This window comes from Sphingomonas sp. LM7, assembly GCF_002002925.1.
Lineage (GTDB): Bacteria > Pseudomonadota > Alphaproteobacteria > Sphingomonadales > Sphingomonadaceae > Sphingomonas.
In genome coordinates this window covers 2,032,981-2,053,822 of the sequence record NZ_CP019511.1, presented here as the reverse complement: position 1 = coordinate 2,053,822, position 20,842 = coordinate 2,032,981, and the positions used below count along the sequence as shown (strand labels likewise).

Genomic DNA, 20,842 nt, shown 5'->3' with positions numbered 1-20,842 from the left:
GTCGGTTCCCTTAGCGGTCGACAAGGAAGATCGGGCTCGAAGCCGCGACATAGAGCATCATCTGGGCGCGCTTGCGGGCCTGGACGACCGGATCGGCATGGGTGATCGCCGTGGCCGACGCCTTGAGCGCATCCTTTTGCGGCTGGCTCAGCGCGTTGGCGAACATCAGCAGATTGATGCGCGCGACCATGCCGTCGAGATCGGTGCCGAACGCCTCCCAATCGCTCCACAGCGGCTGGGTGAGCGAGGAATTGGGCAGGCCTGAGCTCACTGCATATTCGGCGCGGGTAGCGTCGCCGCCCACGGTCCAGTCATAGACGAAGTTGTGCCAGCGCAGCACGTTCGAGGTGTTGAGCAGCTTCGATGCCGGGCTCTTGAGCGTGGTGCTGCCGGGCAGCGGATAGTCGGTCGGATAGAAGTTGAACACCGAAGGCGCGCGCATCACCGGCTGGCCCATGCTCGAATCGCGATTGACGAAGACATAGCCGTCGGTGGTGAAACCGATCACCCGCGCGAGGCCGGCCATCAGCAGGATCGGCTCCTTGACCTTGCCGGCGCTCGCCGTGGGTGCATTGCGGGCCTCGGCGTCAGTCAGGATCGCGCGGACCACGGCCTTGAGATCGCCGCGCACGCCGCTGCCGTTATTGGCGAACACCGCCGATACGCGGCCGACATAGGCCGGCGTGGGGTTCGGCGTGACGAGATGGGTGATCAGGAACTTCGACACGAACGGCGCGGTCGAGGCATTGTTGAAGGCTGCATCGACCACGGCGGCAACGCTGGCATCCTGCGCAGCCCCCGCGGGCACATTGGTGCCAAGGAACGCCTTGGCAGTCGTATCGTAGCGAGTAGCGACCGCGATCATCGGCCGCGAATAGTCGCGGGCATTGCCGTCGGTGATCGCCGCGCCGCCGACCCGGGCATAGGTCCAGCCGGTGAGCGCACGGGCGACCCCGCGAATGTCGTCGGAGGTGTAATTGGGCTGGCGTGCGCCGCCGGCGTCGAGCTTGGGCGTGCCGTCCATGTTGAGCTGGTCGGGGCCCATCGAGAAGAGCTGGAGCAGCTCGCGGGCATAATTTTCCGACGGCGCCGACTTGTTGCTGTCGGCCATGTCGAGATAGTCGCCCATGTAGCCGAGCATCGTCGCCCGGGCGAGCACGTCGCGAAAATTGCCGAAGGCGTTTTCGAGGAAGATCTGGTTGAGCGCGGCGATGCCGGCGGTCGAATTCACTTCGGCCTCCGAAGCGACGATCATCTGACCCAGCGCGAAGGCGACGCGCTGGCGGAGCTGATCGGGTGCCATCACCGCATCGGCATAGAACCGCATCGCGACCGGAGTACGCGAGAAGCGCATCCGCGTGCAGACCGTGTCGGTGCTCGCGCAATAGTCGCGGCGCACTTCGCCTGCGAGATCGACATAGGTGCTGCCGGTCGCGGCGAACTGCTCGTCGAGCCAGGCGTTGACGCCCATCTCCTTGATCTTGGCGATCAGCGCCGGGGTCGGGCCGAAGCTCGCCTGCTTGGCGAGGCGCGCGGCATCGCCTTCGGTGAAGGTCGGCGTGGGTGTGGGGGTGGGCGTGACGGTCACCAGCCCGCCGCCGGTCGAGCCGCTGCCGCCGCCACCGCCGCTATCGCCGCCGCAAGCCGAGAGCACAGAGAGAAAAGCTACGCTGAGCGCAACCGATACGCGTGGTGTGAACACTGGATGATCCCCCGCCGCTGCGCCCGCGCGCAACCTGCATCCTTATGAATAGAGGGACAGGGTTAATCCGACAACTTGTGGAAATCCCTAAGGAAACCTTAGCCAAATTTTCATGTTTGGGGCCTGCGAGCGGGTGCCGACGCGCCGTCCGGATCAGCGTGAGGATCATTGACAGCACGCGTCCGGCGTCATATATTTCTGTTATGACAGAAATTACGGACAACAATGTATTGCTTCCGATGGCGGTCCAGCAGTTCGTGCTGCATTGGGGCGAGATGGGCGGGCAATGGGGCGTCAACCGCTCGGTCGCGCAGATCCACGCGCTGCTTTATCTCAGCGAGCGGCCGCTCAATGCCGAGGAGATCAGCGACACGCTGCGGATCGCGCGGAGCAACACGTCGAACAGTCTCAAGGAACTGCTCGGCTGGAAGCTGATCCGGCGGGTGCCGATGATGGGCGACCGGCGCGATCATTATGAAGCCGAAGTCGATCTGATGCAGATGCTCACGCGCATCGCCCAGGGCCGCAAGGAGCGCGAGATCGATCCCGCCGTCGCCGCGCTCAAGATCTGCACCGACGAGGCGCGCGACGACCCGCGCATCTCCGCCGTGGCGCGCGAGCGGATCGAGGCGATGCGCGATTTCGTGGCGACGATCGACGACTGGTATCAGCAGATGATCGCGATCCCGCCCAGCCGGCTGATGCTGCTGATCCGGATGGGCAAGCGCGTGCTGGCGTTTCTGCCCAAGGGCAAATCGAAAGAGGCCTAGGGCGCGCACGCGCAGGCTGTCCGTGAGGCGCGGGGTTTCGTTTTACAGAAAGGACCGACAGTGTTCACGCCCGGATATCGCTGCGGAGCGCTTGCCCGATATGCGGGCTGGGCGCCGGTCGCTGCCTGCGCGGACGCCGATGCGGCGAGTCCGTTCGCGCGGTTGCTCGGGCGGCGCTGGCTGTTCCTCGCGCCCGCGGTGCGTCGCCGCTTCCTTCGCAAGATCGCGCTGGGCGGCTGCGTGACGTATGTCGGCGAAGTCGTCGAGTGCCGCATGTCGATCGCGGGGCGGCTGCTGGCGCAGGTCGCGCGGCTGATCGGCGCGCCGCTGCCGCTTGGCAGCGATACCGGCGTGTCCGCCAGCGTCAGCATTACCACCGACAAGGACGGACGAAGCCAGTATTGGACGCGCCAATATGGCCGACGCCACGGTTTTCCACAGGTCATCCACAGCGCGAAGCGTTTCGCCGGGCCGACCGGGCTCGAAGAATATCTCGGGCTCGGCGTCGGCATTGCGTTGCGGCTGGAGGAGCGGGGCGGGGCGTTGTGGTTCGTCAGCGACCATTATTTCCTGCGGCTGGCGGGCGTGCGGCTGCCTATCCGCAATGGACTGATCGGGCAGCTCCTAGTTGGCCATACCGATCTGGGCAGCGGCCGGTTCGCGTTCAGCCTCGACCTCGTTCATCCCTGGCTGGGCGAACTGGTCCACCAGTTGGCGGTGTTCGCCGATCCGCCGGAGCATGCGGCATGAAGCATCCGGTCATCGTGTTCGATGCGGCGTGCATATTGTGCTCGGCACATGCGCAATTCGTACTGCGGCATGATCGGCGCGGCCGCTTTCGCCTTGCGTCGATGCAGGGGGATGCGGGCGCGGCGATCTATCGGCGCTTCGGGATCGATCCCGCCGATCCCGACACGTTGATCGTCGTTCAGGGCGAGACGGCGTTGCGCGACAGCGATGCCATCCTTGCGATCTGGCGCGGGCTTGGCTGGCCGTGGCGCGCCGTGGGTGTGTTCGGGCTGGTGCCGCGTGGGATGCGCGATCCGTTGTACCGCTGGGTCGCGCGGCGTCGCTATCGGCTGTTCGGGCGGCGCGAGACATGCTGGATGCCGACGCCCGAGCAGCGGGACCGCGTGCTGTGAGCCGTATCCTCGTGATCGGCGGTTATGGCGGCTTCGGCGCGCGGCTGACGCGGCGGCTGCTCGCTGCGGGGCATCAGGTGCTGGTGGCGGGGCGGAGCGGCGACAAGGCGGCGGCGTTCTGCGCGGGGCTCCCGGGTGCCGAGCCGGCGGTTGCCGATCGCGACAGCGGGATCGGCATGGTCCTGGCGCGCGAGCGGCCCGAGCTGGTGATCGATGCGGCGGGGCCGTTCCAGGCGAGCGGCTACACTGTGCCGGAGGCCTGCATCGCGATGCGCATCTCCTATCTCGACCTTGCCGATGGCCGCGCCTTCGTGGTCGGCATCGGCCGACTCGACGCCGCAGCGAAGGCGGCGGGCGTGCCGGTGGTCGCGGGCGCCTCAAGCGTGCCCGCGCTGTCGGGCGCAGTGGTGCGCGCGCTGGCCGGGGAGGACGCGGTCCGGCAAGTGGAGATCGCGATCAGCGCATCGAACCGCGCCGTCGCAGGCCGGTCGGTCGCTGCGGCGATCCTGTCCTATGTCGGCAAGCCGATTGTGTTGTGGCTAGGACGACGGCGGCATCTCGCGACCGGATGGCAGGAACTGCGCCGCGAATGCTTTGCGATAGCCGGCGAAAAGCCGCTGCGCCGATGGGTGGCGCTCGCCGATGTGCCCGATGCCGATTTGCTGCCCGCGGCGATCGAGGGGCGGCCGGCGACGATTTTTAGAGCCGGCACCGAACTCGGCTTTCAGATGATCGCGCTGTGGCTGTTGAGCTGGCCGGTGCGCTGGGGCTGGATCGGTACGCTGCGCGGCGCTGCGGGATGGCTGCATCCGCTCCAGCACCTGACCGGCTGGGCAGGCAGCGACCGTTCGGCAATGTCGGTGACCGTGACTCTGGCAGGCCTCGAACGGCGCTGGACGCTGATCGCGAGGGAGGGCGACGGGCCGGAGATACCGACGCTGGCCGCGGCGTTGCTGGCGGAGGAAATCCTCGCGGGCAGGGTGGCGCCGGGCGCTCGGGATGCAGGGGGGCTGCTGACCTTGGCGCAGTTCGAGCCCTTATTCGCGCGGCTGGCGATTCGTCATGCGATCACCGAGCGGAAATCTATTCCCTTGTACCAGCGGGCGATGGGCGCGCGCTTCCGCGCGCTGCCCGAGCAGGTACGCGAGATGCACCGGCTCCACGGCGATGGCGGCGCACGCGGCGAGGGAACCGTCATCCGCGGAAAGGGCGTGGCGCAGCTGATCGGCCGAATCATGGACTTCCCGCCTTCCGGGACATGGCCGCTCCACGTCTCGTTCGCCGAACGATGCGGCCGCGAACGCTGGAACCGCGACTTTGGTGGGCATCGCTTTTCGAGCGAACTTAGCCAGGCCCGCGCCGGTGTCGTGGAGCGGTTCGGCCCGTTGCGCTTCGAATTCGACTTGCCCAGCGACAGCGCGGGACTGCGCATGGTGCTGCGGCGCTGGTCGGCGTTCGGCGTGCCGATGCCGCGCCTGCTCGGACCGCGCATCGCAGCGCGCGAATGGCAGGAAGACGATCGCTTCCGCTTCGAAGTGGATGTGCGGTTGCCGCTGGTCGGCCCGGTAGTCCGCTATGCAGGCTGGCTCGAACCGGCCTGACGCCGATACGAAAAGGGCGGCCCGTTGCCGGACCGCCCTTCGCGTATTCTGTGAACCGCTTAGCGCTTCGAGAACTGGAAGCTACGACGGGCCTTGGCCTTGCCGTACTTCTTACGCTCGACCGTGCGGCTGTCGCGGGTCAGGAAGCCTGCTGCCTTGACCGGGGCGCGAAGCACCGGCTCATAGCGAGTCAGGGCCTGGCTGATGCCGTGCTTGACGGCGCCGGCCTGGCCCGAAAGCCCGCCGCCCTTGACGGTGCAGATCACGTCATACTGGCCCTGGCGCTCGGCGACACCGAACGGCTGGTTGATGACGAGACGCAGCGTCGGACGTGCGAAATAGACTTCCTGGTCGCGGCCGTTGATCGTGATCTTGCCGGTGCCCGGCTTGATCCAGACGCGGGCGACGGCGTCCTTGCGGCGGCCGGTCGCATACGAGCGGCCGAGGCTGTCGATGATCTTCTCGCGCAGCGGCATCGTCGGCGCAGCCGGAGCGGCCGGGGCGTTCAGATACTCGTGGGCGCTGGCCGGAACGCCCGTAGGCTCTTCACCGGCGGCGATGGCGCCGAGATCGGAAAGGGACTGGCGGTTGTCGGACATTATGCGCCCACCTTGTTCTTGCGGTTCATCGACGCGATGTCGAGGACTTCGGGGTTCTGCGCGGCGTGCGGATGCTCGGTGCCGGCGAAGATGCGCAGGTTACGCATCTGCTGGCGGCCAAGCGGGCCGCGCGGGATCATGCGCTCAACGGCCTTTTCGAGCACGCGCTCCGGGAAACGACCCTCGAGCACCTTGCCCGCGGTGATTTCCTTGATGCCGCCGGCATAGCCGGTGTGCTTGTAATAGACCTTGTTCGCCAGCTTCTTGCCGGTGAAACGGATCTTGTCCGCGTTGATGACGACGACGTTGTCGCCGCAATCGACGTGCGGGGTGAAGCTCGTCTTGTGCTTGCCGCGCAGGACGTTGGCGATGATCGTCGCAGCGCGACCGACCACCAGGCCGTCGGCATCGACGATATGCCACTTCTTCTCCACTTCGGCCGGCTTCACCGACTTTGTGGTCTTCATCAGCGCCTTCATGGCCTGTGACCTTTCGAGGTTTAAACGCGAGCGCGCCAGCCTCTCGGCCAGCGCGGTTGAGTGGCGTTTGGCGGAAGGGTGGCCGAAAGTCAAGCAAATCGGGGGCTTTGCTGACGGGTATCATGATACCTCGTGCTATTTCGGCCAGGCATTTCCGGGCGCGCGCTCGACGCGGGTATGCGTAACGAGCCGGGTTTCGCGGGTCGCAATGACGTTGCGAATGGTGTCGGTGGCCGTGGCCAGCATGCCGGTGCGCGGATCGAAGACGCGGACGCGATCGAGCGTCACGGACCCGGCGCGGGCGGGCGCATTGCCCTCGGCGGGGAGCGCGACCGTTGCCGTCGCCGTGGTCGAAACGTGGAGCAGGATGCCCACCGCTTCGGTACGGCGGATGCCCTGGAGCGTGGCGGGCGTGCCGAACGGCGAGGCACCGGGGAGCTGGACTGCGACGGCGCTGCCGGGTGCATCGACAGGGTCGGTCATGATTGCTGCGGTGACCAGGGTGGCGAGGAGCGCGCGCTGACGTTCGGGCGGCAATGCGCGGAGCGGCGCCACCAGCCGTGTGGCAAGCGCGTTGGACTCGCCCGGCGTCAGGCCGCGCCGCGCCGCCGCTGCGTCGGCGATATGCTGGCAGACCCTATCCCAAAGCGCCGTCATGTCGTCGATGCCGGTCACCTGGCCGTTGACATCGAGGTGCAGCACGATCGTCTGGCCAGCGAGGGCGGAAAGGCCGCGTTCGACAAGATCGCTCAATGCCTCGGGGGCCGCGCTGGCATTGGCGACCAGCACTGCCTCAGCGCGATAGCCAGTGCCGTCGGGTCTGAACCGCACCAGCCGCTCCTGCCGGTAGCGGCGTTCTTTTGGGGACGTCTCGACCCGCTCGACGGTGATGCGTATCGGCGTATCGAGCGGCGGCGCGAATACGGTGGCGGCCAGGCTCGCCTGAAGCAACATCGCGGCCGCGGCCAGCATCAACCGGTCTCCGCTTCGACCCAACCGCTGACGGCGGCGCTTGCGCCCACCGGCCATGCCTCGACGGCGGGCAGATCATAGGAATGGAGCGCTTCGATGCGGGTGCGGAGGCGCTCGGCTAGCGATGGCGTTGTCTTGAACAGCGCGGGAACTTCGTCGGCACGCTCGACTACGCCGTGCCAGCGATAGATCGAGCGGCAAGGCGCAAGGATGTTGACGCAGGCGGCGAGGTGCTCGGCGATCACGGTTTCGGCGACGCGTTCGGCTTCGGCGCGGTCCGCGAAGGTGCAATGCAGTAGTGCGATGTCGCTCATCGCCGCTGACCGATGGCGTGAACGCCCCAGGCGGTGGCGATCACGAGCAGCGCGCCGACCAGCTGGTGGAGTGCTGCAAGCGCGATGTTCATCCCGCTCATCACCGTGGCGATACCGAGCAGGATCTGAATCCCGAACGCACTGTGGATCGCGACAGAGGCGCGGCGATCGACGCGACGCGTGACGCGCGCGAGCACGATCAAGGCAGCGACCGCGACCCAGGCCCACCAGCGATGGATGAAATGGACGATCGCGGGATCGTTGAAGAGTCCGTCGAGGAACGGTCGGCCTACGGCGGTGGCGCCGGGGAAGAATTGGCCATTCATCAGCGGCCATTGATCAGTGACGAGCCCGGCATTGAGTCCCGCGACGAGCGCGCCGAACAGCAGTTGAACGAACAACACTGCGCCGGCGGCGATGCCGAGGCCGGTCAGACGGGCCGGGTTGGCCTGCGGATTGCGGGCAAGCACGCGCAGATCGCGCGCGGTCCAGACGATCCCGGCCAGCGTGAACAGCGCCACGAGCAGGTGTACGGCAAGCCGGACATGGCTGACATCGGTGCGGACGCTGAGCCCGGACTGGACCATCCACCAGCCGATCGCGCCCTGCATCCCGCCGAGCGCGAGCAGCGCGATGAGGCGTCCGCCATACCCGCGCGGAATCTGTCGGCGCACCGCGAACCACAGCAATGGCAGGGCGAAGGCGACCCCGATCAGTCGACCGAGCAACCGGTGGAGGTATTCCCAGAAGAAGATCGCCTTGAAGCCGGCGAGCGTCATCCCCTGGTTGAGCTGCTGATATTCTGGGATGCGCTGGTAATTGGTGAATTCGGCCTGCCACTGCGCATCGTTGAGCGGCGGGATTACGCCCGAAATCGGCTTCCATTGCGTGATCGACAGCCCGGACTCGGTCAGCCGGGTGATGCCGCCGATCACCACCATCAGCACGATCAATGCGGCCACGAAGTAAAGCCAGGTGGCGATGGTGCGCGGGCGGGCAGTGGCGGGTTGGAACGTCATCTGGAGCACGGTTCGATCTTAGCGCCCGGCAGTTCGGAAAGCTATGTGCGAAACGGGTTGGTGATCAGCGCGAACTCGCTTTGGTCGAGAGCGCGAAGCGTGACCTCGTCGCCTTCCTTCAAGCTCAACTGTCGCGCGACATCGGCGGGAATGCGGACGGCGAGGCTATTTCTCCATTTCGCTACCTGCACGACATCTGCAAAGTGGATATCTGCGCGCCGCGCCGCGAGCGTCAGCTCTCGGGAAGCTGGAGCGGCGGTGGGGCAGGGCGGCGTTTCATCGCGATGTCGATCAGCGTCTCGAGCTGGATCAGCCGTTCGCGCGTCTCCTGCGAGTCGCGGCGTGCTTCTTCGGCGACCTTGAGTGCCTGCTCGACCTTGTATTGGAGCAAGGTGACCTGCTGGAGCGCCCGCAGCGCATCGCTCCAGAAACTCACTGGCGAGTGTCGCTCGAAAGCGTGCTGCCCAGCGCATCCCAATCGATGTCGGTGCGTGCCTGCAACTGTTCGCGCACCTGCGCGCGATAGGCATCCTCGTCGAACGACGCGGCGCGGCCTTGCTCGGCCTCGAGCGCGGCGAATGCCTTTTCCGTGCTGGCATTCGCGGCCTCCAGCTGGGTTAGCAGCTCGCGCATCAGCATCTGTTCGGCTTCGCTCGGCTCCGAATAGCGCTCGGCGGCAGTGCGCAGATAATCGCTGACCGTCATGTCGGCAGCGGCGGCGCTGTCGGCGATGCGCTGCTTTTCCGCAGGGGAGACCAGAACGACGAGCCGACTCGATCGCGATCCGTGAAGCTGGGTGGCCATGCACATGTACATGTCATGTGCATGCTGGATTTTCAAGGGCGCGTCAGGCGCGTGCGTCGGTAACCGCGGCTTCATTGTAGCGCAGCGCCTTGAGCACCGTGTCGACGATGTTTTCGGCATTGAGCCCGGCCTCGGCATATTGCTTCTCGGGCTTGTCCTGATCCTGGAAGCTGTCGGGCAGGCGCATCGTGCGCAGTTTGAGGCCGGCGTCGATCAGGCCCTGGTCGCTGGCCAAAGTGAGCACGTGTGCACCGAGGCCGCCGACTGCACCTTCCTCGACCGTTAATGCGACTTCGTGGCTGGTCAGCAGCTTGCGGATCAGTTCCTCATCGAGTGGCTTGGCAAAGCGCAGGTCGGCTACAGTGGTCGACAGGCCGCGCGCCTCTAGCGCATCTGCGGCCTTGAGCGCTTCGGCCAGGCGCGTACCGAGCGACAGGATCGCCACTGCCTTGCCTTCGCGGACGATGCGGCCCTTGCCGATCGCCAGCTGCTGCGGGGCGTCGGGAATCGCAACGCCGGTGCCGTTGCCGCGCGGATAGCGCACCGCGATCGGGCCGCTGTCGTGGAGCGCCGCAGTGTAGGTCATGTGGACCAGCTCGGCTTCGTCGGCGGGCGCCATCACGACAAAATTGGGGAGGGTCGCCAGATAAGTGACGTCGAAGCTGCCGGCATGAGTCGCGCCGTCTGCGCCGACAAGGCCTGCGCGGTCGATCGCGAAGCGGACCGGCAGGTTCTGGATCGCGACGTCGTGGACGACCTGATCATAGGCGCGCTGGAGAAAGGTCGAATAGATCGCGCAGAACGGCCGCATGCCCTGCGCGGCGAGGCCCGCGGCGAAGGTGACCGCGTGCTGCTCGGCGATGCCGACGTCGAAGGCGCGGTCGGGATGCGCCTGGGCGAACTTGTCGACGCCGGTGCCCGACGGCATCGCCGCGGTGATCGCGACGATCCGCGGATCGGTCTCGGCCAGCTTGGCCAGCGTCTCGCCGAACACGTTCTGGTAAGAGGGGGGCCCCGGCGGGGCCTTGTCCTGCGTGCCGGTGATCACGTCGAACTTCTGGACGCCGTGATATTTGTCCGCCGACTCCTCGGCCGGGGCGTAGCCCTTGCCCTTCTTGGTAACCACATGGACGAGGATCGGGCCCTGTTCGCTGTCGCGGACATTCTCGAGCACCGGGATCAGATGGTCGAGATTATGGCCGTCGATCGGGCCGACATAATAGAAGCCGAGCTCCTCGAACAACGTACCGCCGGTCGCCATGCCGCGGGCGAATTCCTCCGCCTTTTCGGCGGCGTTGTGGACGCGCTTCGAAAGCTTGCGGATCGCACGCTTGGCGAGGCTACGCAGGCCGAGATATTCGGACGAGGAGACGACGCGGGCAAGATAGGCGGAGAGCCCGCCGACCGGCGGCGCAATCGACATGTCGTTGTCGTTGAGGATGACAACCAGGCGATTGCCCGCGGCCTCGGCGTTGTTCATCGCCTCATAGGCCATGCCGGCGCTCATCGCGCCGTCGCCGATCACGGCGATCCCCTTGCCGGGCCGGTCGTTGAGCTTGTTGGCGATGGCGAAGCCCAGCGCGGCCGAGATCGAGGTCGACGAGTGGGCTGCGCCGAACGGGTCGTACTCGCTCTCGCTACGCTTGGTGAAGCCCGACAGGCCCCCGCCCATACGCAGCGTGCGGATCCGGTCGCGGCGACCGGTGAGGATCTTGTGCGGATAGCATTGATGCCCGACGTCCCAGATCAGCTTGTCGCTGGGCGTATCGAACACATAGTGAATCGCAGTGGTGAGCTCGACGACGCCGAGCCCCGAGCCGAGATGCCCGCCGGTCGTCCCCACGGCCGAGATCGTCTCGGCGCGCAGCTCGTCGGCGAGCTGGCGGAGATCGGCGGGGTTGAGTTTGCGAAGATCGGCGGGCGTTTCGACGGTGTCGAGCAGCGGCGTGCTGGGAAGGTCGGCCATCACCAGTCTCTTACGCGAGTGATTCGCCTAAGTCGAACGCTCGAATCGCCGAAAAGTCGTGGAGTTTCCGTGCAGCCCTATTCGCAGTCGCCACATTTGCCGCGGACTTCGATCACCGGGCGGACGGGCGAGAAGCCTGCGTTCTTGGCGGCGGAGCGCACCGTCTTGGTGATCGAATCGTCGTCGATATGCGTGGTCTGGCCGCAGCTGTCGCAGACCAGGAAGATGCAGTCGTGCAGGCAATCGGGGTGCGCATTGGCGACATAGGCATTGGCACTCTCGACTCGCCGGGCGAGGTTCGAGCCGACGAACAGGTCAAGGATGCGATAGACGCTGTTGGCAGCGACGCGGCGGCCCTCGGCCTTGGAAACAGCCTCCGCGATGTCATAAGCGGAGGCAGGCTTGTCGAAGCCGGCCAGCGCCTCGAAAACGCGCTCGCGCATCGCCGTCCACTGCTCGCCGGATTTTTCCAGGGTGGTCTGGGCGGCGCGGGTGAGATCGCTTCCCGCGTGCTCGTGATGATCGTGGGCGTGCATGGCACAGATTTAGGGAGCCGGGGCCCCCGCGGCAAGCTGTCTAGTAGGTCGCGCGGCGGTTGAGGTCATGGCCGAGCGCGACGAGGCTCACACCGATCAGGGTCCAGATGATCTCGAACCCGCCATGCGGGAGCGTCAGCGCGCCGGCCATGATGCCGATGCCGAACGCGCCGACCAGCGCCGGGGCCATATAGCCGTGCGAGAGCACGCCCTTGCCGAGCGCGATGATGCCGAACACGATCGCGAGGGCGAGGCCGATTTCGTGAATCGCCGGGTGCAAGAAGGCGCCAGCCGAGGAAAGAACCGTGAGCAGAACGGTGGTCGCGACGCAGTGCACGAGGCACAGCCCGCTAAGCCCGATCGCAATGCGATCGAAGCTGGTATCGATACCGCCCCACAAGCGGGACATCGGGAGACTCACCGGCATGGGCCAGCATATAGGCCCGAATGTGCCAAGGTACAATATATCATCGAGTGCGCCGACAAAGTCTGCGACGAAACGAGCGCAGCGATGTGGGGAGGCGCCGAACCAGGCGGCAAGGGGCGGTGGAAGAGGCCGGGTGACGCTCTAGGGGGACGTCACCCGGCCACGCCCACTACCGGGATTTATAATGCGGTGCGGGTCGTATTTCATCCCGGGCTGCGACGATGCGGACGCCCGTTGCGCCGAGGCGAGCCGGTACTGTCATGCACGCTCACGATAGTAATGTGCCTGCGCGGCTTCGGTGGCGCTCACTGCGAGCAGGGTGCGAGCGTCGTTGGCCGACCGCACTTTGCCGGTGCGATCCTCGGCGGCGTCGAGCACGCGATCGAGCAGCGACTGACCCTCTTCCCACCAGCCGATACCGCTGGCGGCGTTGAGATGACCCTGCGGACCGGCATCGACGAAGAAGCTGCCCCAGCCGCCGGCAAGCGCGCGGGCCTTTTCGGGATGGACCCACGGATCGTCGCTGCTCGCCACAACGATCGAGGGGAAGGGAAGCGGCTTGGTCGGCGTCGGCTGGAAGGCCGCGAGTTCGGGACGCACCGAGTCGCGATCGACATCCGCGGGGGCGACCAGCAGCGCGCCGGCGACTGGCCAGCCAAAGGGCTGTCCGGCAAGCTCGGCCCACCAGGCGACTGCGAGACAGCCAAGGCTATGCGCAGCGAGCACCACGGGTGCCTGTGCCTGGCGAATCGCCTGGTCGAGCTTGGTCACCCAGGTGTTGCGATGCGGTGTGTCCCACATGCCGAGTTCGACTCGGTGGGTGTCGGGGCGCGATTGCTCCCAGAGCGTCTGCCAGTGCGAAGGGCCCGAGCCGCCCAGCCCGGGAACCGTGAGGATGATCGGCGAACTTTCGTCGAGAGGCGAAAAGATGGACATAGTTTCCACTCCACCGGGGGAGGCCGGACGGTTTATTTATATCCTATCTAAATAGTAGGCAATAAAGCTGCGCCGGATCGAAGGTCGTATGCGGCGACCTGAGACGGGCTGATCAAAGCCAGTCGTCACCCCGGCCTTGTGCCGGTCCACCAAGGGTCTGAGGGAGGAGCAAGCGCTCCTTAGACAGCGTGCGCGGCACCGTGGACCCCGGCACAAGGCCGGGGTGACGGTTGGTGTTGGGCTGGAGGCGGACCTGAGAAGTGCGCCGTCGGTAACCTCAGATGTGTAGCGCGCGTCCGTACGCCCCGAGCACGCTCTCGTGCATCATCTCGCTCAGCGTCGGGTGCGGGAAGACGGTTTCCATCAACTCGGCCTCGGTGGTCTCGAGCGTCTTGCCGATCGTGTAGCCCTGGATCAGTTCGGTGACTTCGGCACCGATCATGTGCGCGCCGAGCAATTCGCCGGTCTTGGCGTCGAACACCGTCTTGACGAAGCCTTCGGCCTCGCCGAGCGCGATCGCCTTGCCGTTGCCGATGAAGGGGAAGTTGCCGACCTTGACCTCGTAGCCTGCTTCCTTGGCCTTGGCCTCGGTGAGGCCGACCGATGCGATCTGTGGGTGGCAATAGGTGCAGCCCGGGATGTTGCGCGGGTCCATCGCGTGCGGATGCTTGCCGGCGATCGCCTCGACCGCGATCACGCCCTCATGGCTGGCCTTGTGCGCGAGCCAGGGCGGGGCGGTGATGTCGCCGATCGCATAGAGGCCGTCGATATTGGTCTTGCAGGCCGGATCGGTCTCGAGGAAGCCACGGTCGTTGGTCTTCACGCCGAGTTCCTTGAGGCCGATATTCTCGGTGTTCGGAACGATGCCGATCGCGACGATGACGTGGCTGAACACGCTCTGCGTGGCCTTGCCATCCTTGTCGGTGATCGTCGCCTGCACGCCATTGGCGTCGGCGGCGATCTTGTCGATCTTGGCGCCGGTCAGGATGTTCATGCCCTGCTTCTTGAGCGCCTTTTCCAGGAAGGTGGAAACATCGGCATCCTCTACCGGCACGATCCGGTCGAGCATCTCGACCACGGTCACTTCGGCACCCATGTCGTTGTAGAAACTGGCGAACTCGATGCCGATTGCGCCCGATCCGATGACGAGGAGCTTCTTGGGCATTTCAGGCGGCGTCATCGCATGGCGATAGGTCCAGACGCGCTTCCCGTCGGCGGGGAGGTTGGGAAGGTCCCGCGCGCGCGCGCCGGTGGCGAGGATGATGTTCTTCGCCTCCAGATCGGTCTTCTTGCCGTCCTTGTCGGTGACCGAGAGCTTGCCCTTGGCCGTGAGCTTGCCCTCGCCGAAATGCACTGCGATCTTGTTCTTCTTCATCAGATGCGTGACGCCCTGATTGAGCTGCTTGGCGACGCCGCGCGAGCGCTTGACGACGGCCTCGATGTCCGCGCTGATCTTCTCGGCGGCGAGGCCGTAATCCTTGGCGTGCTGCATATAGTGAAAGATCTCGGCCGAGCGGAGCAGCGCCTTGGTCGGGATGCAGCCCCAGTTTAGGCAGATGCCGCCCAGCAGTTCGCGCTCGACGATCGCGACCTTAAGGCCGAGCTGCGCGCCGCGGATTGCCGCGACATAGCCGCCCGGTCCCGAGCCAAGGACGATGAGATCGTATTGGTCAGCCAACGGATTGTTCCTCTTTCATTCGGCGAGCAGCGCGCTCGCCGCGGCCCAGACGAGGCCAGTTATCATGCCCAAGATGGTAATCGCCGCGGCGATGAGCAAAGAGCCCCACCAGCGCGATCGCGGTGTTTGGCGCAGCAACGGGGCGAGAACGAACAGGCCGGACACCGGCGCGGTCCCGATCGCTCCGGCGACCGGGTAGCGTAGCCAGTTGCTCGCCGGCAGCCACGCTGCCCAAGCAGCATTCTCCGCGGCGGAGAAGCAGAGGGTGGCCCAGGCGCCGACAAAAAACAGGGCCGCCGCGCCCGAGCGACGCTTCGTCCCCAACCGCGCGAACTTCGTGACGATAAGCGCAAGCGGAAGAGCGGTGAGGATCGGCGGCATCAGCGCGCGTGCGGCCAGGGGCAGATCCGGAAGCGAAAGCCCCGGACTCATCGCCACCAGGACTGCTCCCCAAGCCGCGACATAGCCCCAGACGAGCATCCCGATGAGGCGCGAGCATCCTCTCGCCCCGTAATCGCTGCCCCGAAACGCGAGCCAGAAGCCGATCAGCCCGGCCAGCGCGATCAGCAGCAGCCGAATGGGAGGCACGCCCGCGGCGAGGATGGGCACACCCAGGGCCGCAGCGATCAGGACCGGAATCGCCAGCGCCGCCGCGTTCAACAGCATGGCGAACACCGCCTGCCCCGCGCGTTGCCGAATCGAGCGCTGCGTGGGCGAGCGGCCGAACGCGATCATCGCGCCCGTCACGAGCAGCACGAACGCTGCGCTCACCACAGCAATGGCGAGCGCGCGTTCTGCCGCGGAGGCGAGCATCAGCGCCCGCCACCGTCCACGACTCGCGGCTGGCGATGCTCGTCGATCGCGACGAAGACGAATTGGGCCTGCGTAACGAGGCAGCTTTCCTCGGCGTGGCGCGCACGGCGCCAGGCCTGGACGTCGATCGTCATCGAGGTGCGGCCGACCCTGACCAGGTCGGCGAACACCGAGACTTCGTCGCCGACAGCTACCGGGGCGTGGAATTTCATCCCCTCGACGGCGATCGTCACGGCACGGCCATGCGAATGGCGCGAGGCGACCAGCCCCGCGGCCATGTCCATCTGGCTCATCAGCCAGCCGCCGAAGATGTCGCCATAGGGATTGGCGTCGGCCGGCATGGTAGTGACGCGGATCGCGGGCTGGCGATCGGGCGGGCCTTGCTCAGCCATTGGCGACGTCCTTCGGTTTGCGGCTCAGCTTGGCGCGATCGATCGCATAGGCGCGGCGGATCGGGCGGATTCCCATCAGCACGACCAGCGCCATCGCCACCGATGTCACCAGCCAGATATCGCCGGTGGCACGCGGATAGGACCAGGAAGCGGCGGCCGCGATCAGCGTCGCGGCGATCAGGCCGATGGCGATATGCGCCACTTCGATGAGGACGCGCACCGCCGCCTCAGGCGATCATGCCCAGCGGCGATTCGACCAACGCCTTGAACGTCTTCATCAGCTCGGCCCCGTCGGCACCGTCGATCGCGCGGTGATCGAAGCTGCCGGTCGCCGACATCACCGTGGCGATGCCGAGCGCGTCGTCGATGATGTACGGGCGCTTCTCGCCCGCGCCGATCGCCATGATCATGCCCTGGGGCGGATTGATCACGGCATCGAACTGGGTGATGCCGAACATGCCCATATTGGAGATGCTGGCAGTACCGCCCTGATATTCCTCGGGCTTGAGCTTGCCTTCCTTCGCGCGGCCGGCGAGGTCCTTCATCTGCGTCGAGATTGCCGAGACGCTGGCGCCTGCGGCATCGCGGATGATCGGGGTGATCAGCCCGGTGGGCGTCGAAACCGCCACCGAGACGTCGGCGCGGCTGTACTTGATCAATTTGTCGCCGGTGTAGGTGACGTTGCACTTCGGCGTCTGGATCAGCGCTACGCCGAGCGCCTTGATCAGCAGATCGTTGACCGAAAGCTTCACGCCGCGCGCCTCGAGCGACTTGTTGAGGTCGCTGCGCAGCTTGAGCAGCGCATCGAGGCGGATATCGACGGTGAGGTAGATGTGCGGGACCGTCTGCTTCGACTCGGTGAGGCGGCGCGCGATCGTCTTGCGGATGTTGGAGAGCTTTTCTTCCTCGTGCGGGATGCTCTCGTCGTACCAGACGGGCTTGTGCTCGGCAGGGGCGGCGGCCGCAGGAGCAGGCGTCGCGGCAGGCGCGGCAGCGGCGGGTTGCGCGGCAGGCGCTGCGCCGGGCTTGGCGCCCTCCAGGTCGGCCTTGACGATTCGGCCGTTGGGGCCCGAGCCGCTCAGCGAGGCGAGGTCGACGCCCTTCTCGGCGGCGAGGCGCTTGGCCAGCGGGCTCGCCTTGACCCGGCTGCCCGAATCGGCGCCGTTCGCCTTGGCCGGCGCGGGCTTCGGCGCAGGCGCAGCTTCGGTCTTGGCGGCGGGGGCAGGTGCGGCCTCGGCCTTCGCGGCGGGGGCAGGCGCCGGCGTCGGGGCAGGGGAGGAGACTTCCTCGCCATCGCCGGCCATCACTGCGATCACGGTGCCGACCTTCACATTGTCGGTGCCCTCGGGGACATTGATCTTGCCGATCACACCTTCATCGACGGCTTCGAATTCCATCGTGGCCTTGTCGGTCTCGATCTCGGCGAGGAGGTCGCCGGACTTTACCGTATCGCCTTCCTTCACCAGCCATTTGGCGAGGGTGCCCTCCTCCATCGTGGGGGAAAGCGCAGGCATCTTGATTTCGATCGACATGGAGGTTCCCGTCGTTGGTCCCTGGGGTAAAGGCTCGTCCTCCCTTTGCCGCCGCTAGGGCTTGGGTCAAGGCCTTGGGCTTGCGCGGCGGGGAATGACGGGGCAGTCAACGCGTGGAACGGGGAATGCATCCATGCGCACCTATCTGGTGGTGATCGACGAAAGTCCCGAATCCGAGATCGCATTGCGCTTTGCGGCGCGGCGCGCAGTGAAGACCGGCGGCAGCGTCGAGATTCTGGCGCTGACCGCGCCGCAGGAATTCGTCCAGTGGGGCGGCGTGATGGCGACGATCGAGGAAGAGAGCCGGCAACGCGCCGAGGCGCTGGTGACGCGTGCCGCAGGGACGCTGTTCACCGAATCGGGGCTCAAACCCTCGATTACCGTGCGCGAAGGCGACGGCGCCAAGGTGGTCCGGGAGATGATCGCGGCGAACGGCGACATCGCCGCGCTGGTGCTCGGCGCCGCGGCGAGCGGGCCGCCTGGGACTTTGGTGTCGCACTTCACCGGCGCGGATGCCGGGACGCTGAGCGTGCCGGTGATGATCATTCCGGGCTCGCTCGACGTGGCGGCGATCGACCGCTTGAGTTAATCTCTATGCGTCACCCCGGCCTCGGGCCGGGGTCCACGAGGCGGCAACCGTCAGACGAGAGGTCGAGGCATTCGAGCGCGGCACCGTGGCCCCCGGCACAAGGCCGGGGTGACGGTAGAGTAGATTGACCGGTCGAACAGACCACGTCACTCCTGCGTCATGCGCATCCTCCTCGCTTCGCTCGCCTTGCTTGCCACCCCTGCTGCCGCGCAGGAATCGCCTAGCCCCGCCCGGCTCAAGGCCGATGTCGAGAAACTCGTCAGCTTCGGCACACGGCACACGCTTTCCGATGCCGACCATCCCACACGCGGCATCGGCGCGGCGCGGCGCTGGTTTGCGAGCGAGCTTGGGCGGATCGGCGAGGGGTGTGGACGCTGCATCGAAGTGGCGAACGTCGCGCGGACCTTCACCAACGACCGCGCGCCCAAGGGCGTAGAAGTGGTCGACGTGCTCGGCTTCCAGCCCGGGCGCGACTCGAAGCGCGTCGTCATCGTGATGGGGCATATCGACAGCCGCGTGACCGATGTGATGGACGCGACGTCGGATGCGCCGGGCGCCAATGACGATGCTTCGGGCGTCGCGCTCGTGCTCGAGGCGGCGCGGATCCTGTCGAAGGAAAAGTTCGACGCGACGATCGTCTATGCCGCGCTGTCGGGCGAGGAGCAGGGGCTGTTCGGCGGGACGCTGCTTGCCGAGACTGCCAAGGAGCGCGGCTGGACCGTCACCGCGGTGCTCAACAACGACATCGTCGGCAACACGATCGGGCAGGGCGGCACGCGCGTTGCCGATCGGGTGCGGGTGTTTTCCGAAGGAATTCGCGAGATCGAGCCGGTCCCGGGTCAACTCGCGCGCCGCGCCGATGGCGGCGAGGACGACGGCCCCTCGCGCGCGCTTGCCAAGGCAGTCGATGCGGTCGCCGCCAGGCTCCCGCGCGGGCTCGAAGTGGTGGCGGTGCGCCGGCCCGACCGGTTCGGGCGCGGCGGCGATCATTCGCCGTTCCTCAAGCTGGGCTATCCGGCGGTGCGCTTCAGCGTCGGCGTCGAGAATTACGACGCGCAGCACCAGGACCTGCGCACCGACGGCGGCAAGGTCTATGGCGATACGGTCGATCGGATGGACTTCGCCTATCTGGCCAAGGTGACCGCGATCAACGCCGCAACGCTTCGCCGCCTCGCCAAGGCGCCCGCCGCCCCGGCCAGCGTGACGATCGGCGGCGCGCTGGCGACCGACACCTCGGTCAAATGGGAGCCGGTGCCGGGCGCGTCAGGCTATCGCGTCCACTGGCGCCGCGCCGATGCGCAGGACTGGCAGCGCCATCTCGAGGTCAAGGGCAGCGAGGCGGTTCTCAAGGGCGTGATCGTCGACGACAATTTCGTTGGCGTGTCGGCGCTGGCCGCCGACGGATCGGAAAGCCTGGTGACCTTTGGGGGACGCGCACGCCGCTAGGTTGGCAACTCCCCTCCCTGCAAAGGGAGCGGCAGGGGGTGGGTGCGCGCGTCTGCGCGCTCAAAAGATTCTTCGCCAAGAACCGAAGCGCGGCCGAGGCATCGAGCCTCGTCCGACGCTATGCCAATCCTTGATATACCAACCCTTGATCCCCTCCCTTGCAGGGAGGGGGAGTTTTAGCTCAGCGGCAGGCGCACTTCTTGCGGAGCAGGCGCTTGGTAGGGCGGCGTGCGTAGGAGCGCTCGACATATTCCGTGACGGTCGTGGTGGTGGTCACCGCGGGGATCACGACGACGGTGGTCGTGGTCCCGGCATAGCCACCATAGCTGCCGACCCAGGTGCCGTTCTGCCACGTCATGCCGGCGGGATAGCCGCTTGGGCAGACCTGCGGACAAGCGGGCGGCTGCGCATAGTGGACGGCGGGCGGCGGCGGCGCGATCGGCCCGCGATCGCCGCCGGGATAGGGACCGCGATAGGGTTCGCGATCGTCGTCGTCATAGGGACGCGGCGGCGGGGGCGCGTCATAGGGCGGGGGTGGCGGGCCATCGTCATAGCCGCCGTCATAATAGTCGTCGGGATCGACCGGCTCGATCCGCGGCGCAGGATAGCCCGCGCCGACGCCGGCCCGGCTGTCCGCGACGGCGTAGCCTGCGCTTGCGCTCGCTGCAGCGACCGCGCCGCCCCAGGCAATGCCGTCGCGCGAATCCCAGACGCTGCCTTCCTGATCGACGAGCACTGCGTCGTCATAATAGCGCACCCACGAATAGCCGTGGGGCGGCGCGGCGAGACCGAAGCTCAGATAGTCCTGAACGCGGAAATCGGCACCACGCCAATAGCCCGGCAGCGTCGCGCCGCGATGGAGCCTGCGATAGCTGTTCCAGCCGCCCGGCGCGCGATAGCCCGCGTCCCATCGCCCGTCGCGCATCGACCAGCGATGCGGATTGGTCCGCGCCACCATTGGCGCCGAGGTCCGCGGCATGACGACCCAGCGGCCGTCCTGCCACACGCGCTGCGCCGTGGCGGGCGTCGCGCCCGCAACCCCGGCGATCACCGCCGCTGCCAACCAATAGCTGCGCACTTCGTCATACTCCTTCTTGCAGGCCGCTGCCTGCGCTTAACGAAGAA

25 protein-coding genes are annotated in these 20,842 nt (G+C 66.6%); 6 read left to right on the top strand and 19 right to left on the bottom strand.

Annotated features, from left to right (window positions below; all coding sequences use genetic code 11):
• Nucleotides 1-10: 10 nt before the first annotated feature.
• Nucleotides 11-1,702 (bottom strand): DUF1800 family protein, encoded by a 1,692-nt coding sequence (locus BXU08_RS09155; protein ID WP_171982474.1) that lies wholly within the window; start codon nt 1,700-1,702, stop codon nt 11-13.
• A gap of 203 nt (nt 1,703-1,905) precedes the next feature.
• On the opposite strand from BXU08_RS09155, the gene BXU08_RS09150 reads away from it, so the two are divergent.
• From BXU08_RS09150 to BXU08_RS09135, 4 genes are read left to right on the top strand one after another with little or no spacing between them, the layout of a single operon-like run.
• A complete protein-coding gene (locus BXU08_RS09150) occupies nt 1,906-2,472 on the top strand; it encodes a GbsR/MarR family transcriptional regulator (protein ID WP_077509780.1) in 567 nt (188 codons plus the stop codon).
• 60 nt (nt 2,473-2,532) lie between these two features.
• Entirely contained in the window at nt 2,533-3,222 is a 690-nt protein-coding gene (locus BXU08_RS09145) for a DUF4166 domain-containing protein (protein WP_253190561.1), read from the top strand.
• Entirely contained in the window at nt 3,219-3,614 is a 396-nt protein-coding gene (locus BXU08_RS09140; protein ID WP_077509779.1) for a thiol-disulfide oxidoreductase DCC family protein, read from the top strand. The genes BXU08_RS09145 and BXU08_RS09140 overlap by 4 nt, the downstream gene beginning before the upstream one ends.
• Nucleotides 3,611-5,215 (top strand): SDR family oxidoreductase, encoded by a 1,605-nt coding sequence (locus BXU08_RS09135; RefSeq protein ID WP_216352914.1) that lies wholly within the window; start codon nt 3,611-3,613, stop codon nt 5,213-5,215. Before BXU08_RS09140 ends, BXU08_RS09135 begins: the two co-directional genes overlap by 4 nt.
• Before the next feature lie 59 nt (nt 5,216-5,274).
• Here the strand turns inward: BXU08_RS09135 and rpsI are convergent, their stop codons facing one another.
• The 17 genes from rpsI to BXU08_RS09050 all read right to left on the bottom strand — a co-directional run bounded on the left by rpsI (nt 5,275) and on the right by BXU08_RS09050 (nt 17,682).
• Nucleotides 5,275-5,814 carry a 30S ribosomal protein S9 gene (rpsI, locus tag BXU08_RS09130; protein ID WP_077509777.1) on the bottom strand — a complete coding sequence of 180 codons (540 nt, stop codon included), beginning with the start codon at nt 5,812-5,814 and terminating at the stop codon, nt 5,275-5,277.
• Entirely contained in the window at nt 5,814-6,293 is a 480-nt protein-coding gene (gene rplM, locus BXU08_RS09125; RefSeq protein WP_056611554.1) for a 50S ribosomal protein L13, read from the bottom strand. The genes rpsI and rplM overlap by 1 nt, the downstream gene beginning before the upstream one ends.
• A gap of 135 nt (nt 6,294-6,428) precedes the next feature.
• On the bottom strand, nt 6,429-7,265 hold the full coding sequence (locus BXU08_RS09120; RefSeq protein WP_077509776.1) for a hypothetical protein: 837 nt from the start codon (nt 7,263-7,265) through the stop codon (nt 6,429-6,431).
• On the bottom strand, nt 7,265-7,579 hold the full coding sequence (gene cutA, locus BXU08_RS09115; protein WP_077509775.1) for a divalent-cation tolerance protein CutA: 315 nt from the start codon (nt 7,577-7,579) through the stop codon (nt 7,265-7,267). Before cutA ends, BXU08_RS09120 begins: the two co-directional genes overlap by 1 nt.
• A complete protein-coding gene (locus BXU08_RS09110) occupies nt 7,576-8,598 on the bottom strand; it encodes a COX15/CtaA family protein (protein ID WP_077512204.1) in 1,023 nt (340 codons plus the stop codon). Before BXU08_RS09110 ends, cutA begins: the two co-directional genes overlap by 4 nt.
• A 41-nt stretch (nt 8,599-8,639) precedes the next feature.
• Entirely contained in the window at nt 8,640-8,789 is a 150-nt protein-coding gene (locus BXU08_RS09105; protein ID WP_077509774.1) for an AbrB/MazE/SpoVT family DNA-binding domain-containing protein, read from the bottom strand.
• 41 nt (nt 8,790-8,830) lie between these two features.
• Nucleotides 8,831-9,034, bottom strand: a complete 204-nt coding sequence (locus BXU08_RS09100; RefSeq protein WP_077509773.1) for a hypothetical protein — start codon at nt 9,032-9,034, stop codon at nt 8,831-8,833.
• The gene (locus BXU08_RS09095) at nt 9,031-9,408 is read right to left on the bottom strand and encodes a hypothetical protein (RefSeq protein ID WP_253190560.1); all 378 of its coding nucleotides are present in this window, start codon (nt 9,406-9,408) and stop codon (nt 9,031-9,033) included. Before BXU08_RS09095 ends, BXU08_RS09100 begins: the two co-directional genes overlap by 4 nt.
• A gap of 37 nt (nt 9,409-9,445) precedes the next feature.
• A complete protein-coding gene (dxs, locus tag BXU08_RS09090) occupies nt 9,446-11,368 on the bottom strand; it encodes a 1-deoxy-D-xylulose-5-phosphate synthase (protein WP_077509771.1) in 1,923 nt (640 codons plus the stop codon).
• A gap of 77 nt (nt 11,369-11,445) precedes the next feature.
• Nucleotides 11,446-11,904, bottom strand: coding sequence for a Fur family transcriptional regulator (locus BXU08_RS09085; protein WP_077509770.1), 459 nt, complete (start codon nt 11,902-11,904; stop codon nt 11,446-11,448).
• A 40-nt stretch (nt 11,905-11,944) separates the two neighbouring features.
• Nucleotides 11,945-12,313 (bottom strand): MerC domain-containing protein, encoded by a 369-nt coding sequence (locus tag BXU08_RS09080; RefSeq protein WP_077512202.1) that lies wholly within the window; start codon nt 12,311-12,313, stop codon nt 11,945-11,947.
• Between the two features lie 276 nt (nt 12,314-12,589).
• A complete protein-coding gene (locus BXU08_RS09075; RefSeq protein WP_077509769.1) occupies nt 12,590-13,267 on the bottom strand; it encodes an alpha/beta hydrolase in 678 nt (225 codons plus the stop codon).
• Between the two features lie 277 nt (nt 13,268-13,544).
• The gene (gene lpdA / locus BXU08_RS09070) at nt 13,545-14,945 is read right to left on the bottom strand and encodes a dihydrolipoyl dehydrogenase (RefSeq protein ID WP_077509768.1); all 1,401 of its coding nucleotides are present in this window, start codon (nt 14,943-14,945) and stop codon (nt 13,545-13,547) included.
• A gap of 15 nt (nt 14,946-14,960) precedes the next feature.
• The gene (locus BXU08_RS09065; RefSeq protein WP_077509767.1) at nt 14,961-15,758 is read right to left on the bottom strand and encodes a hypothetical protein; all 798 of its coding nucleotides are present in this window, start codon (nt 15,756-15,758) and stop codon (nt 14,961-14,963) included.
• Complete coding sequence (locus tag BXU08_RS09060; protein ID WP_077509766.1) at nt 15,758-16,150, bottom strand: acyl-CoA thioesterase; 393 nt, start codon at nt 16,148-16,150, stop codon at nt 15,758-15,760. The genes BXU08_RS09065 and BXU08_RS09060 overlap by 1 nt, the downstream gene beginning before the upstream one ends.
• On the bottom strand, nt 16,143-16,370 hold the full coding sequence (locus BXU08_RS09055) for a hypothetical protein (protein WP_077509765.1): 228 nt from the start codon (nt 16,368-16,370) through the stop codon (nt 16,143-16,145). Before BXU08_RS09055 ends, BXU08_RS09060 begins: the two co-directional genes overlap by 8 nt.
• A gap of 7 nt (nt 16,371-16,377) precedes the next feature.
• Nucleotides 16,378-17,682, bottom strand: a complete 1,305-nt coding sequence (locus BXU08_RS09050; protein ID WP_077509764.1) for a pyruvate dehydrogenase complex dihydrolipoamide acetyltransferase — start codon at nt 17,680-17,682, stop codon at nt 16,378-16,380.
• 133 nt (nt 17,683-17,815) lie between these two features.
• On the opposite strand from BXU08_RS09050, the gene BXU08_RS09045 reads away from it, so the two are divergent.
• Nucleotides 17,816-18,271, top strand: a complete 456-nt coding sequence (locus BXU08_RS09045) for a universal stress protein (RefSeq protein WP_077509763.1) — start codon at nt 17,816-17,818, stop codon at nt 18,269-18,271.
• Nucleotides 18,272-18,430: 159 nt separating this feature from the next.
• Nucleotides 18,431-19,717: a M20/M25/M40 family metallo-hydrolase gene (locus tag BXU08_RS09040; RefSeq protein ID WP_077509762.1), complete on the top strand. Its 1,287-nt coding sequence runs from the start codon at nt 18,431-18,433 to the stop codon at nt 19,715-19,717.
• Nucleotides 19,718-19,898: 181 nt separating this feature from the next.
• Here BXU08_RS09040 and BXU08_RS09035 read toward each other — a convergent pair whose 3' ends face one another.
• Nucleotides 19,899-20,795 (bottom strand): RcnB family protein, encoded by an 897-nt coding sequence (locus BXU08_RS09035; RefSeq protein WP_077509761.1) that lies wholly within the window; start codon nt 20,793-20,795, stop codon nt 19,899-19,901.
• Nucleotides 20,796-20,842 lie beyond the last annotated feature (47 nt).

What these genes read in the sequence shown, in the direction of transcription:
- BXU08_RS09120 (WP_077509776.1), bottom strand. Translation starts at nt 7,265, where the DNA reads ATGCTGGCCGCGGCCGCGATGTTGCTTCAGGCGAGCCTGGCCGCCACC.
- BXU08_RS09110 (WP_077512204.1), bottom strand. Translation starts at nt 8,598, where the DNA reads ATGACGTTCCAACCCGCCACTGCCCGCCCGCGCACCATCGCCACCTGG.
- BXU08_RS09095 (WP_253190560.1), bottom strand. Translation starts at nt 9,408, where the DNA reads ATGTGCATGGCCACCCAGCTTCACGGATCGCGATCGAGTCGGCTCGTC.
- BXU08_RS09140 (WP_077509779.1), top strand. Translation starts at nt 3,219, where the DNA reads ATGAAGCATCCGGTCATCGTGTTCGATGCGGCGTGCATATTGTGCTCG.
- BXU08_RS09150 (WP_077509780.1), top strand. Translation starts at nt 1,906, where the DNA reads ATGACAGAAATTACGGACAACAATGTATTGCTTCCGATGGCGGTCCAG.
- BXU08_RS09045 (WP_077509763.1), top strand. Translation starts at nt 17,816, where the DNA reads ATGCGCACCTATCTGGTGGTGATCGACGAAAGTCCCGAATCCGAGATC.
- dxs (WP_077509771.1), bottom strand. Translation starts at nt 11,368, where the DNA reads ATGGCCGACCTTCCCAGCACGCCGCTGCTCGACACCGTCGAAACGCCC.
- BXU08_RS09040 (WP_077509762.1), top strand. Translation starts at nt 18,431, where the DNA reads ATGCGCATCCTCCTCGCTTCGCTCGCCTTGCTTGCCACCCCTGCTGCC.
- BXU08_RS09065 (WP_077509767.1), bottom strand. Translation starts at nt 15,758, where the DNA reads ATGCTCGCCTCCGCGGCAGAACGCGCGCTCGCCATTGCTGTGGTGAGC.
- BXU08_RS09075 (WP_077509769.1), bottom strand. Translation starts at nt 13,267, where the DNA reads ATGTCCATCTTTTCGCCTCTCGACGAAAGTTCGCCGATCATCCTCACG.
- rpsI (WP_077509777.1), bottom strand. Translation starts at nt 5,814, where the DNA reads ATGTCCGACAACCGCCAGTCCCTTTCCGATCTCGGCGCCATCGCCGCC.
- BXU08_RS09080 (WP_077512202.1), bottom strand. Translation starts at nt 12,313, where the DNA reads ATGTCCCGCTTGTGGGGCGGTATCGATACCAGCTTCGATCGCATTGCG.
- cutA (WP_077509775.1), bottom strand. Translation starts at nt 7,579, where the DNA reads ATGAGCGACATCGCACTACTGCATTGCACCTTCGCGGACCGCGCCGAA.
- BXU08_RS09085 (WP_077509770.1), bottom strand. Translation starts at nt 11,904, where the DNA reads ATGCACGCCCACGATCATCACGAGCACGCGGGAAGCGATCTCACCCGC.
- rplM (WP_056611554.1), bottom strand. Translation starts at nt 6,293, where the DNA reads ATGAAGGCGCTGATGAAGACCACAAAGTCGGTGAAGCCGGCCGAAGTG.
- BXU08_RS09060 (WP_077509766.1), bottom strand. Translation starts at nt 16,150, where the DNA reads ATGGCTGAGCAAGGCCCGCCCGATCGCCAGCCCGCGATCCGCGTCACT.
- BXU08_RS09050 (WP_077509764.1), bottom strand. Translation starts at nt 17,682, where the DNA reads ATGTCGATCGAAATCAAGATGCCTGCGCTTTCCCCCACGATGGAGGAG.